The organism is Rathayibacter sp. RFBD1 (assembly GCF_002932915.1).
Taxonomy (GTDB): Bacteria; Actinomycetota; Actinomycetes; order Actinomycetales; family Microbacteriaceae; genus Rathayibacter.
Window position 1 is genome coordinate 98039 of the sequence record NZ_PSWQ01000024.1, and the last position, 12322, is coordinate 110360.

The following is a 12322-nucleotide window of genomic DNA, read 5'->3' on the forward strand; positions in this document are numbered from 1 at the left end:
ATCGGAGGCCGCCCCCACCGCAGTGCGGGAGGGCGGCCTCCGTCGTCCCAGGATCAGGAGAGGATGTCGCGGGTGGTGAAGCGGCCGATCGCGAGGGACCCGAACACGGCGACGTAGGCGAGCTGGAGCAGCGCGTTCTCGCCGAAGGAGCTCCACGCGATCGGGTCGCGCAGGAGGTCGGCGAAGTCGAACCACCGGTCGGTCAGCAGGAACGGGTGGAGGGCGTCCAGCTGCGAGAGCGAGCCGACGATCTGCGCCGCGATGGAGACGACGACGGTGGCCGCCATGGCGCCGACCGGCACATCGGTCAGCGTCGAGATGAAGAGGCCGATCGCCGAGAGCCCGACCAGCGAGAGCGCCGCGTACACGGCGATCGCCAGGGCCCGGCCGATCGCGTCGCCGAGCGGGACGGTGCTGCCGGAGAGGAGCGTCACCGGTCCCGCCGGGAAGAGCGCCAGGCCGATCAGGATCCCGACCACCATGACGGTGAGTGCTGCGGCGAGGCAGAAGGCGAGGGAGGCGGCGAACTTCACCGCGAGCAGCCGCACGCGGCCGACGGGGCTGACCAGCAGGTAGCGCAGCGTCCCGAGCGAGGCCTCGCCCGCGATCGCGTCGCCGGCGACGACCCCGACCGTGAGCGGGAGGAACAGCGGGACGGCGACCGTGATGGCCGCGAAGCCGGTGAAGAGGCCGTTGCCGGCGATCGCGCCCACGAAGGAGGGCCCGCCTCCGTCGCCGCCCGAGAGCCGCACCGCGACGGCGAGCACGATCGGGATGGCGGCCAGGGCCGCGAGCAGCGCCCAGGTGCGGCGCCGGCGGAAGAGCAGGGCGAGCTCGGAGGCGAGCAGGGACCCGATCCCCGCGCGGCGGACGGTCGCGTCAGCGCTCGACATCGAAGCCCTCCCCGGTCAGCTCGACGAAGCGCTCCTCGAGCGAGGGGCGGCGGACGGCGAACCCGCGGACGCGGACGTCGGCCCGCACGAGGTCGGCGACCAGCGTCTCGGCCTCGAGCCCGGGCGGCAGTGCGGCGACGACCAGCGGCGGATCGGCGGGGTGCGGGCCCGGCGCGGTGCGCGGCTCCAGACCCCGGGTGTGCAGGGCCACGATCGCGCGCTCGCGGTCGGGCGTCAGCAGCTCGACCGAGGCGGCGTCCCCGCGCAGCTCGTCGAGCCCGCCCTGGGCGACGAGGCGCCCGGTGCGCATGACGGCGGCGTGGGTGCAGAGCTGCTCGATCTCGGCGAGGAGGTGGCTGGAGACGAGGACGGTCGTGCCGTCCTGGTTCAGTCCGCGCACGAGGGCGCGAACCTCGCGGGTGCCCTGCGGATCGAGGCCGTTCGTGGGCTCGTCCAGCACGATCAGGTCGCGCGGCGAGAGGAGGGCGACCGCGATGCCGAGCCGCTGCTTCATACCCAGGGAGTAGGAGCCGACCTTCTTGCGCGCCGCGGCCGAGAGACCGACGCGGGCGAGGGCCTCCTTCGCACGGGTGTCGCGGGTGCGGGACGAGGTGCCCGCCTCCGCGGCGTCGAAGCGCCGGAGGTTGGCCGCTCCGGAGAGGAACGGGTAGAAGCCCGGCCCCTCGACCAGCGCCCCCACCCGGGGCAGGACCTCGGCCGCGCGCCGGGGCATGGCCTGCCCGAGGACGGTGATGCTGCCCGCGGTCGGCGCGGCGAGGGCGAGCAGCATCCGGATCGTCGTGGTCTTGCCCGAGCCGTTCGGGCCGAGGAAGCCGAAGACGGCGCCGCGGGGAACGGCGAGGTCGAGACCGGAGACCGCTTCCTGGCGCCCGAAGCGCTTGGTGAGGCCGCGCGTCTCGACGGCGAGCTCGCCCGCCGTCACCGAGCGGAGGCCGCGTCGCGGAGCGCCTCGGCCGGGACTGCGCCGGCGAGGACGCGTCCGTCGTCGGTGACGAGGACGGTCAGCAGGGCGGAGGAGAGGATGCGGCCGCCGTCGACCGGCGTGGTGACCGCGTCGAGCGAGGAGAGCGCGTCGGCGTCACCGGCGTGCAGCTCGACGACGCTCGTCCAGCCGGAGCCCGTGGTGACGACGTCGGAGTGCCCGGTGGTGTCCGCGGCGGGCGCGGCGGAGGCGTCCGCCTCGTCGTCGACCGGAGCGGTCTGCTCCGTCACCTCGGCGCCGGCCGGGGGCGTGAAGGAGAAGAGGGACGCGTCGGGTGTCGAGAAGTCGATGCTCGTGTACGCGACGCTGAACGCGGGCGCGGTGCCCCCGCGGGCCGTCACCGCCACTCCGAGCGGGAGGCCCGTCTCGCCGTCGACCGAGACGGTCACGGAGCCCACGAGGGTGCCGCCGTCGCGGGGCGTGAGCACGAGCTCGTACGCGTCGCGCCCGGCGACGCTGACGTCCGAGCCGACCGCGACCGTGGTCGTCGGGTCGATCGCGGCGAGCAGCTGCTCGGCGGCGGACGACGGCGTGACGACCTGATCGCCCGGCGAGGCCTCGGGGGCTCCGCCCGCGGGAGGCACGAGGTGGGTGGCGGTGTTCGCGCTCGAGTCGTAGATCCAGACTCCGTCGGTCGTCGAGGCGACGACGTCGCGCTCGGCCAGCCGGTCGAGCACCTGGAGGCGCGCGCCCTTCTCGGCGTCGACGTACACGCGCGCCTGGTGCGAGCCGGTGGCGAGCTCGACGAGGGAGTCGGCGGGGTCGGCGGACGCCGAGCCGGCGGAGCCGCCGAGCGCCGAGAGGTCGGGCAGGCCGAGGTCCGAGGTCTGCTGGATCTCGCCCGAGAACGCCGTGGCGTCGCTCTCGGCGACGAAGGCGAGGAGGTCGGCGGCGGACTTCTCGGGGAGGTCGCCCGCGGCGCTCGCCGAGAGGGGGAGGGCGACGGCCGCGGCGACGACGACCGCGGGGACGACGGCGACGGGCGTCCAGCGCTTCCAGTCAATGCTCATGCCGGGAACGCTACGCCTCGAACCTCCGCGGCGGGCCCGGAACGTCCCGGTCCACAGCCTTCCGGAAGGGGGTGCGGTCCGAGACCACGGCCGGGATGATCAGGGCATGGACCTCCCGTTCGCGCTCCCCGTCGCCCCGATGCTCGCCAAGGCCGTTCCGGCGGTGCCGGAGCAGACCGCCGTCGCGGGCGGATACTCCTACGAGCCGAAGTGGGACGGGTTCCGCGCGATCGTCTCGGTCTCCGGCGGGGAGTGCGAGATCGGGAGCCGCGGCTCCAAGCCGCTGACCCGGTACTTCCCCGAGCTCGTCGAGGCCTTCCTCCGGCTGCTCCCCGACGGCTGCGTGCTCGACGGCGAGATCGTCCTGGCGACCGGCGAGCCGGGAGCGCAGCGGCTCGACTGGGACCTGCTCTCGCAGCGCATCCATCCGGCCGCGAGCCGCGTGAGGATGCTGGCGGAGACCACCCCGGCGATGCTCGTCGCCTTCGACCTGCTCGCCGTGGACGGGCGCAGCATGCTCGAGGAGCCGTACTCGGCGCGGCGGGAGGCGCTCGCCGCGGTGATGGCCGGCGTCCCGCATCCGCTGCACCTCGGCCGCGCCACCGACGACGAGGCCCTGGCGCGCGACTGGCTGGAGCGCTTCGAGGGCGCAGGACTGGACGGCGTCGTGGCGAAGCCCCTGGCCGCGCCCTACTCCCCCGGGAAGCGCGCCGTGCTCAAGGTCAAGCACCACCGCACGGCCGACGTGATCGCGATCGGGTACCGCGAGCACGCCTCCAAGCCGGGCGTGGGCTCGATCCTGCTCGGCCTGCACGGCGACGACGGAGAGGTCCGCCAGGTCGGCGGGGCCTCGGCCTTCAGCGACGAGCGTCGCGTGCAGCTGCTGGAGGAGCTCGCGCCCGCGGTCGAGCGCGACGCGGAGGGAGCACCGGTGCGCGGCGAGGGCGAGCGGAGCCGGTTCTCGAGCGGCCGCGACACCTCCTTCGTGCGCCTGCGTCCCGAGCTCGTGCTCGAGGTCCGCTACGACCAGCGCGAGGGCGACCGCTTCCGGCACACCGTGCAGTTCGAGCGCTGGCGCCCGGACCGCGACGCCGCCTCCTGCACCATGGAGCAGCTGGAGCAGCCGACCGCGTACGACCTCGGCGACGTCCTCGGCTAGGCCTTCTTCGCGCGGCTGGGCTGCACGCGGGGCGGCTCGTCCGGCATCTTGGGGAAGTCGGGCGGGAACGGCAGCTCGCCGAGGCCGGCGGCGACATCGCGCTCCCACCAGCCGAGCAGGGCGTCGAGGCGGCCGGGGGCGTCGTGCATCCGGGCCCACGGATCACCGCGCTCGGCGAGGCGCACCGGGACCGTGCGGATCGTGAAGGCCCGCGGGTCGACGCCGTCGAGCTCGTCCCAGTCCAGCGGAGTGGAGACGGGAGCGTGCGCGAGCGGCCGCGGGCTGTAGGCACCGGCGATCGTGCGGTCGCGGTTGGCCTGGTTGAAGTCGACGAAGATCCGCTCGCCGCGCTCCTCCTTCCACCACGCCGTCGTGACCTGCTCGGGCATCCGCCGCTCCAGCTCGCGCGCCGCGGCGATCACCGCGTGGCGGACGTCGAGGAACTCGTGCTCGGCGACGATCGGCGCGAAGACGTGCAGGCCGCGGTTGCCGGACGTCTTCACGAACGGGTCGAGGCCGGCCTCCCGCAGGACCTCCCGCAGCGCGTGCGCGGCGACGACCGCGTCGGCGACGTCGGTGCCGGGCTGCGGGTCGAGGTCGATCCGGAGCTGGTCGGGCAGGTCGGGCGCATCGGCGCGGGACGCCCACGGGTGGAAGACGACGGTGTTCATCTGCGCCGCCCAGACGGCGGCCGCGGGCTCGTCGATCACGAGCTGCGGATGCACCCGCCCGCTCGGGTACGTCACCGGGACGGACCGGACGTACTCGGGCGCGCCCTTGGGCGGGTTCTTCGAGAAGAACTGCTCGCCCTCGATCCCGGAGGAGAAGCGCTGCAGCGAGACGGGGCGGCCGCCGTTCGCCGCGACGAACGGCTCGCCGACGGCGATCAGGTACTCCGCGACCTCGCGCTTGGTGATGCCCGGCTCCGGGAAGAGCACGCGCTCGGGGCTCGAGATCCGCACCTCCCGGTCGCCGTGCGGTCCGGGGACGGTGAGGACGACGGCGTCGCTGCTGGGCATCTGCTGAGGCTAGCCCGCGGCGCCGCCCGGCGACAGGGGTCCGCCGGGGCGCCGCCGCAGCCGGATCGGGCCCTTCGCCCGCGAGGGGTCGACGACCTGTCCGCCCTGCACGATGTCGATCTCGCCCCGGTCGACCAGGCGGCGCGCGGCCCGGCGCACGGGCTCCATCAGCGGCCGCCACTCCTCGCCGCCGACCCGGCGCGCGACCTCGGACGGGCACGCCGTCGACGACGCCGCTCGCGCGAGCAGGACAGTGCGGATCTCCTCCTCGAGCCGCGCCTCCTCCGGTCCGACTCCGCGACGGCGGCAGGCGTCCGAGCAGTAGCGGACGTCCTCCCAGTCCCGTGCCCACTTCGCGCGCCACTCGATCTCGCGACCGCAGGAGGCGCAGGTCTTGCTCTCGGGATGCGCGGTGGACGTGCGCTGACGGTGGGCCATGCCCTCGAGTCTGCGCGCAGACCGCGGCCGCAGCGACGGGTTGCGCTGAGGGCGAGCGACGGGCGCGCGGAGGCCGGCGCCGACGACGGGTTCCCGATCCGGCGTGATCGGGAACAGGGAGCGGCGGATCGGCGTTCCCCGAGGTGGCGGCGTCATACTCCGCAATGGGGCGGCCCTCCCCCGGCCGGTGCGCCAGTCTGGAGGAGCCGTGCTGCGGCGCGACGGCGGGCCACCACCCCGTGCCGCACCCTCGATCGATCAGGAGTCTCCGATGAGCCGCGAGAACCTCGCCACCACCCCGGACCGCGAGCCGGAGCACCGCGCCTTCGCCGGACTCTCCCCGGAGGACTTCAAGCTCGCTTTCCGCAACCACGCCGCCGGAGTCGCGCTGATCACCGCCGACCCGGGCACCGGCCCGGTCGCCCTGACCGCGACCTCCGTCTTCTCGGTGAGCGCCGAGCCGCCGCTGTTCGTCTTCTCGCTCTCGTCCGCCTCGTCCAGCTCTCCGGCCATCCAGGCGTCCGAGACGCTGGTCGTGCACCTGCTCGGGGCGGAGCAGCTCGACCTGGCGCGTCTGGGCTCGACCAGCGGCATCGACCGCTTCGCCGACACGTCGCTCTGGTCGCGGCTGCCCACGGGCGAGCCGTTCTTCCCGGGCGCCGCCGCCTGGATCCGCGGCACGGTGATCAACCGCATGGAGGCGGGATCGTCCACGATCGTCGCCGTGCACGCCCTCGAGGCCCACGTGCCCGAGGACTCCGAGACCACGGCGCCGCTCGTCTACCACAACCGCACCTGGCACCACCTCGGCGAGCACTCCCGCCTCAGCTGAGCTCCGCGGGCGCTCCGGAGCAGGCGGTTCAGGCCTCCGGGCCGGTCGCCACCGTCCGGCCCGGCGTGCTCGACCACTGCGACCAGGAGCCCGGGTAGAGCGCCGGCGCGAAGCCCGCGAGCGTGAGCGCGACGACGTCGACCGCGGCCGAGACGCCGCTGCCGCAGTACACGCCGACGGGGGCGTGCTCCCGCACGCCGAGCGCCTCGAATCCGGCGCGCAGGTCGGAGGCGGGCCGGAACCGCCCCTCGGAGTCGAGCGCCGCGGACGCGGGAGCGTTCCGAGCGCCGGGGATGTGGCCCGCCCGCGGGTCGATCGGCTCGACCTCGCCGCGGTACCGCTCAGGGGCGCGGGCGTCGAGTAGGACGCCCGCCGAGGGCAGCGCCGCCGCCTCGTCGATGTCCAGCACCGGGAGCCGACCGTAGGCCAGCTCGACGTCGCCCCGCTCGCGCGGGACGTCGCCCGTCTCGAGCTCCCGCCCCGAGCGGATCCAGCCGGCGAGCGACCCGTCGAGCAGGCGGACGTCCTCCACTCCCGTCGCCCGCAGCAGCCACCAGGCCCGCGCGGCCGGGACGCTACACGCGTCGTCGTACACGACGACGGACCGGCCCCGGCGGAGCCCCCAGCCGCGCGCCGCCTCCTGCAGCACCTCGATCGGAGGCAGCGGGTGGCGCCCCTCCTCCGGCTCGCCGTGGGCGGCCAGCTCGTGATCGAGGTCGACGTGCACCGCGCCGGGCAGGTGACCCGCGAGGTACTCCGGGCGGCCGTCGGGCCGGTCGAGGCGCCAGCGCACGTCGAGGACGAGCGGCGGCTCAGTGGAGGCCATCAGCTCGGCGAGCTCGTCAGGGGTGACCAGCAGGCTCTCGCGGCTGGAGGGGGTCGTCGGGGTCATGGCGTCCTTCCGATCCGCGTCGTCGGCGGAGTCCTGCCCCAGCATGCCGGGTCGCCCGGCGGCGCGGGAGCTCGGGCGGCAGCGGAGCATCAGTGCGCAAGGCGCCTTGTCGATGGTCGTCCGCCGGAGAGCCTCTCGCACAGGCGGGTCGTCTTCGCCACTCGATACCCGCGAGCGTGGCCCGGAGGCCTGCAGGGGACCGCTCGGGCCTGAGAGCGGAGGGCGGCGGCTCTCGTCGTCCGAGGACGGCCGAAGGCCCGCCCTCCGGCAGGGCGGGGCGGGCCTTCGTACACGATCGAATGCGATCTCGGAGTGTCAGTACGGGTAGTCCTCGCAGGCGACACCGTTCGGAGGACGGTTCTCGTCGAGTCGGGCGAAGTCGCCGTACCACTGCGCCCAGTACTCCAGGAACGCCTGCGCCTCCTGCTGGCTGCTGAAGTCTCGGCAGTCCCGATCGGCGGGACGCGGGGGCGGATTGCCGCCGGGCGCCGGCGCCGGTGCCGCGGCCTGCGTGCTCGCCCAGAGTGCGCGGCCCTGCGGCGAGTAGATCACCAGGTTGCCGTCGTTCTGCATGACCATCCGGGAGCCCGGGCTGCCCGCCGTGCCGGACTGCCAGCGCGCTCCGCCGGAGCCCGCGTAGACCACGGCGTTGCCGTCGGACTGCATCTCGAGCCGGTTGCCGCCTCCGGACGTGCCGGCCGCCCAGCGGGCCGAGCCGCGCGAGTACACGACGAGGTTGCCGTCGCCCTGCATGACCGCCTCGCTCCCTCCGTCGGAGGAGCGAAGCAGCTGTCCGGACGCGAGCCGGCTCCCGGAGGAGAGGGTGTCCCGGACGGCGGGCGCGGGCGGCGCCGGAGGGGTGTCGCTCGCCCACAGCGCGCGGCCCGAGGCGGAGTAGACGACCAGGTTGCCGTCGTTCTGCATCTGCAGGCGGGATCCCGGGTTGCCCGCCGTACCCGAGGCCCACAGGGGTCGGCCCGAGGCGGAGGTGACCACGGCGTTGCCGTCCGACTGCATCGAGAGCGTCTCGCCCTCGCCCTGGGTGCCGGCGCCCCAGCGGACGTCCCCCCGCGAGTAGACCGCGAGATTGCCGTCGCCCTGCAGGGAGGCGCGGGACCGGCCGTCCGGCGAGGTGAGCTGCTGTCCCCGGCTGAGCCGCGAGCCGGAGGAGAGGACGTCGCGGATCTCGGGCGCGCGCGAGGTCGAGCTCGCCCAGAGCGGCCGTCCGGAGGCGCCGGTGATCACCAGGTTGCCGTCGTTCTGCATCCGCAGCCGCGCGCCCGGGTTCCCGGGCGTTCCCGCCTGCCAGCGCACGCCGGACCCGGGGGCCGAGACCACCGCGTTCCCGTCGGCCTGCATCGCGAGGCGGTTGCCCGCTCCGGAGGTGACGGAGCTCCAGCGCGGCGATCCGTCCACGTAGACGACGAGATTGCCGTCGCTCTGCATCGCGGCGCGCGAGCGGCCGTCCGAGGCGGTCAGCTGCTGTCCCGGAGCGAGCTCGCGCCCGCTGTCGAGGACGTCGGCGATCGGCTCCGGCTCGGGCTCCTGCTCGTCGGCCGAGGACCAGGCCGTGTCCCCGTTCGGGCGGACGAGCACGAGCTGCCCGTCGTCCTGGATGAGGGCGAGCGCGCCGGTCTCTCCCGCGGTCCCGGACGCCCAGACGGGCGTGCCGGAGCCGGTCACGACGACGAGGTTGCCGTCCTCCTGCATCCGCACCGTGGTCGCTCCTGTGCCCTGGGTCCTGGTGCTCCAGACGGGGCGGCGCCCGGCGTCGTAGATCACGGCGTTGCCGTCCGCCTGCATCTCGAAGCTCGCGGAGTCTCCGTTCGAGAAGATGCGCTCGCCCGCGTCGAGCGAGTCGCCCCCGAGGAGGGCGTTCGTGTAGGTCTGCGATCCGCGCGCCTCTGCGGGCGGAGTCTCCCCCGGGACGAAGGCGGTCGGAGTCTCGGCGACGGCCTGCGTCGCGAGGGCGGACGGCGCCAGAGCGGCGGAACCGCCCGCGGCGAGCAGGCAGGCGAGGGCCATCGCCGCGAGGCGATGAGGAGGTCGTGGCACGGAGAGCCCTTTCGGAGGCGGCGGCGGCGGAAGCCGGGGTCGAGCGGAGCCTGGCACGCGCTCGCCACGGCCGTCCATCCGGGCCGCGCGGAACTACTCAGCCGGAGCGGGCGATCCGCGCCGGCTGCGCGGGCGCCGCCTCCGGACCACGGAGCCTCCGGCCGGCTCGCGCGCCCCGGTCGGGGTTGTCGGCGATCGACGCGGATCGACGGAGGACGTGCTCCCACGGCCGGAGCGCACCCCGCGCGGGCGCCCCGGGAGGCGGCTCGGACCTCCCGCGGCACGGAGGAGGTCCCCGTTCCTCCTAAAATCGGAGGCATGTCGAAAGTGTTGAGCAGTCTGCCCGTGGGCGAGCGTGTCGGAATCGCATTCTCGGGAGGCCTCGACACATCCGTCGCCGTCGCCTGGATGCGCGAGAAGGGCGCGGTGCCCTGCACGTACACGGCCGACATCGGCCAGTACGACGAGCCCGACATCGAGAGCGTCCCGTCCCGCGCGGCCCAGTACGGCGCCGAGATCTCGCGCCTCGTCGACGCGAAGAGCGCGCTGGTCGAGGAGGGGCTCGTCGCCCTGCAGTGCGGCGCCTTCCACATCCGCTCCGGCGGCAAGACCTACTTCAACACCACCCCCCTCGGCCGCGCCGTGACCGGAACCCTCCTCGTCCGCGCCATGCGCGAGGACGGCGTCGACATCTGGGGCGACGGCTCGACCTACAAGGGCAACGACATCGAGCGGTTCTACCGCTACGGCCTGCTCGCCAACCCCCGCCTGCGCATCTACAAGCCCTGGCTCGACGTGCAGTTCGTCAACGAGCTCGGCGGCCGCACCGAGATGTCGGAGTGGCTGGTCGCCCGCGGCTTCCCCTACCGCGACGCCACCGAGAAGGCCTACTCGACCGACGCCAACATCTGGGGCGCCACCCACGAGGCCAAGCGCCTCGAGGAGCTCTCCAGCGGCCTCGAGCTCGTCGAGCCGATCATGGGGGTCGCGTCGTGGCGCGACGAGGTCGAGATCGCCTCCAAGGTCGTCTCGGTGCGCTTCGAGGCCGGCCGTCCCGTCGCGCTGAACGGCGTCGAGTTCTCGGACGCCGTCGCGCTCGTGCTCGAGGCGAACGCGATCGGCGGACGCCACGGGCTCGGCGTCTCGGACCAGATCGAGAACCGGATCATCGAGGCCAAGAGCCGCGGCATCTACGAGGCCCCCGGCATGGCGCTGCTGCACATCGCCTACGAGCGCCTGCTGAACGCGATCCACAACGAGGACACCGTCGCCCAGTACCACTCGGAGGGCCGCCGTCTCGGCCGCCTGATGTACGAGGGCCGCTGGCTCGACCCGCAGTCGCTGATGCTGCGCGAGTCCATCCAGCGCTGGGTCGGCTCGGCCGTCTCCGGGGAGGTCACCCTGCGCCTGCGTCGCGGCGACGACTACACGATCCTCGACACGACCGGCCCCGCGCTGAGCTACCACCCCGACAAGCTCTCGATGGAGCGGGTCGGCGACGCCGCCTTCGGCCCCGAGGACCGCATCGGGCAGCTCACGATGCGCAACCTCGACATCGCCGACTCCCGCTCGCGGCTCGAGCAGTACGCGGCCGCCGGCCTCGTCGGCGGTCCGACCGCCGAGCTCGTCGGCGAGCTCGAGATCGGCGAGGCCGACGCGATCACCGAGGGCGGCGGGTCCGCAGCGGCCGATGCGCTCGGACGCGCCACCGACCTGGCCTCGGAGGGTGCGGCGTTCGACGCCGGAACCGACTGACCCCGCCCGTCCGACGCCCCCGCGCGCATCCGTCCCACCGGGACGCGAGGCGCACGGGGGCGTCGTGCTGTGCGGGCCGACCCGGCGCGCCGGGTGCGAGGGCGGGCCCGGCGCGAGAGCGGTGCTCCGGCGTTCGTCGCGACGGCCGTCAGGGCGCGGAGGATCGGACGAGCGCGAGCGCGGCGTCCACGGTGGCGAGCGACTGCGCCGGATCGACGCGGGCCAGCACGAGCGCGGCCACCAGGAGCGACACGAGGACGTCCGCCTGGGCCGACGCCCACGCCTGCGCGTCGGGCCAGCGGGCCAGCGCTCCGGCGCGCAGTGCGCCCAGCAGCTCGGCCCGGTAGTCGGCGATCACCTCGCGCACGGCGTCGTCGCGCGCGATCGGCGCGCCCGCGGCGTTGAGCAGCAGGCAGCCGCTCCTCGCGGAGAGCGTGCGGGAGTCGGCGAGCGCCGCCCGCAGCCCGGTGAAGTACTCCTCGAGCGCCGTCGGCGACGCCCCTCGCGGATCGACGAGCGGGGCGAGCCGGGGCCGCACCACCTCGTCGAGGTAGCTCTGCACGGCAGCGTCGAAGAGCCCGCGCTTGCTGCCGAAGGCGTGGTAGAGGCTGGAGCGGCGCAGTCCGGTCGCGGACTCCAGGTCCGGGAGCGACGCCTCCTCGAAGCCGCTCTCCCAGAAGACGGCGCGGGCGGCGCGGACGACCTGCTCGGTGTCGAAGCCCTGCGTGCGACCCACGGTGCTCCTCCTGAGGGGTGACAGCTGCGGCGCCGCACTGGCGCGGACCGCTCGCTCCAGTATATTGTGGACTGGTCGTTACACAATTGGTGCGGAGCCCTCCGTATCGCGACCATCGCCTGGAGGCCCGCCGTGATCGTTCTCGGACTGGTGCTCGCCGCTCTCGCCGCGGCGCTGCACGTCTACATCTTCGTGCTCGAGTCGGTCCTCTGGACGACCTCGCGCGCCCGATCGACGTTCGGCACGACCGCCGGCGAGGCGGAGGCGACGAAGGAGATGGCCTACAACCAGGGCTTCTACAACCTCTTCCTCGCCGTCGTCACCGTGGCGGGCATTGTCGCCGTCGCGATCGGCGCCACCGCCGTCGGCGCGGCCCTCGTGTTCGCCGGCGCCGGATCGATGGTCGCCGCAGCACTCGTCCTGCTCCTCTCCGCTCCGACCAAGCGCCGCGCCGCGCTGACCCAGATGACCCCGGGTCTGCTCGCGGTGGTCGCGCTCGCCGTCGGCCTCTCACTCTGATCCCCTCCGCT

Annotated in this window: 12 protein-coding genes; 4 read left to right on the forward strand and 8 right to left on the reverse strand. The window is 74.4% G+C overall.

The genetic code is table 11. The features are described 5' to 3' along the window. Positions 1-53: 53 nt before the first annotated feature. Genes C5D50_RS13720 through C5D50_RS13730 form a run of 3 tightly spaced genes read right to left on the reverse strand, consistent with a single transcriptional unit; the run spans position 54 to position 2906 of the window. The gene (locus C5D50_RS13720; RefSeq protein ID WP_104283749.1) at positions 54-893 is read right to left on the reverse strand and encodes an ABC transporter permease; all 840 of its coding nucleotides are present in this window, start codon (positions 891-893) and stop codon (positions 54-56) included. Then, positions 880-1836: an ABC transporter ATP-binding protein gene (locus tag C5D50_RS13725; RefSeq protein WP_104238593.1), complete on the reverse strand. Its 957-nt coding sequence runs from the start codon at positions 1834-1836 to the stop codon at positions 880-882. The genes C5D50_RS13720 and C5D50_RS13725 overlap by 14 nt, the downstream gene beginning before the upstream one ends. Next, a complete protein-coding gene (locus tag C5D50_RS13730; protein ID WP_104283750.1) occupies positions 1833-2906 on the reverse strand; it encodes a DUF2092 domain-containing protein in 1074 nt (357 codons plus the stop codon). The genes C5D50_RS13725 and C5D50_RS13730 overlap by 4 nt, the downstream gene beginning before the upstream one ends. A 106-nt stretch (positions 2907-3012) precedes the next feature. On the opposite strand from C5D50_RS13730, the gene C5D50_RS13735 reads away from it, so the two are divergent. Beyond that, positions 3013-4065, forward strand: coding sequence for an ATP-dependent DNA ligase (locus C5D50_RS13735; protein ID WP_104225401.1), 1053 nt, complete (start codon positions 3013-3015; stop codon positions 4063-4065). On the opposite strand, the gene ligD is transcribed toward C5D50_RS13735, so the two are convergent. Together ligD and C5D50_RS13745 are read right to left on the reverse strand one after the other, a co-directional pair. Then, a complete protein-coding gene (ligD, locus tag C5D50_RS13740; RefSeq protein ID WP_181137349.1) occupies positions 4062-5084 on the reverse strand; it encodes a non-homologous end-joining DNA ligase in 1023 nt (340 codons plus the stop codon). The two genes, C5D50_RS13735 and ligD, sit on opposite strands and share 4 nt — an antisense overlap. Positions 5085-5093: 9 nt before the next feature. Then, positions 5094-5522 carry a DUF2256 and DUF3253 domain-containing protein gene (locus C5D50_RS13745; protein ID WP_104233370.1) on the reverse strand — a complete coding sequence of 143 codons (429 nt, stop codon included), beginning with the start codon at positions 5520-5522 and terminating at the stop codon, positions 5094-5096. Positions 5523-5793: 271 nt separating this feature from the next. Between C5D50_RS13745 and C5D50_RS13750 the strand changes: the two genes are divergently transcribed. Next, positions 5794-6354, forward strand: coding sequence for a flavin reductase family protein (locus C5D50_RS13750; protein ID WP_104222547.1), 561 nt, complete (start codon positions 5794-5796; stop codon positions 6352-6354). Between the two features lie 28 nt (positions 6355-6382). On the opposite strand, the gene C5D50_RS13755 is transcribed toward C5D50_RS13750, so the two are convergent. Together C5D50_RS13755 and C5D50_RS13760 are read right to left on the reverse strand one after the other, a co-directional pair. After that, positions 6383-7246, reverse strand: coding sequence for a sulfurtransferase (locus tag C5D50_RS13755; protein WP_104283769.1), 864 nt, complete (start codon positions 7244-7246; stop codon positions 6383-6385). 315 nt (positions 7247-7561) lie between these two features. Further along, on the reverse strand, positions 7562-9271 hold the full coding sequence (locus C5D50_RS13760) for a hypothetical protein (protein WP_181137350.1): 1710 nt from the start codon (positions 9269-9271) through the stop codon (positions 7562-7564). Between the two features lie 348 nt (positions 9272-9619). Here C5D50_RS13760 and argG point away from each other — a divergent pair, with 348 nt between their 5' ends. Continuing rightward, positions 9620-11056, forward strand: coding sequence for an argininosuccinate synthase (gene argG, locus C5D50_RS13765; protein ID WP_104283752.1), 1437 nt, complete (start codon positions 9620-9622; stop codon positions 11054-11056). 148 nt (positions 11057-11204) lie between these two features. On the opposite strand, the gene C5D50_RS13770 is transcribed toward argG, so the two are convergent. Next, a complete protein-coding gene (locus C5D50_RS13770) occupies positions 11205-11792 on the reverse strand; it encodes a TetR/AcrR family transcriptional regulator (RefSeq protein ID WP_104255471.1) in 588 nt (195 codons plus the stop codon). A gap of 132 nt (positions 11793-11924) precedes the next feature. Between C5D50_RS13770 and C5D50_RS13775 the strand changes: the two genes are divergently transcribed. After that, positions 11925-12311: a DUF1304 domain-containing protein gene (locus C5D50_RS13775; RefSeq protein ID WP_104283753.1), complete on the forward strand. Its 387-nt coding sequence runs from the start codon at positions 11925-11927 to the stop codon at positions 12309-12311. Positions 12312-12322 lie beyond the last annotated feature (11 nt).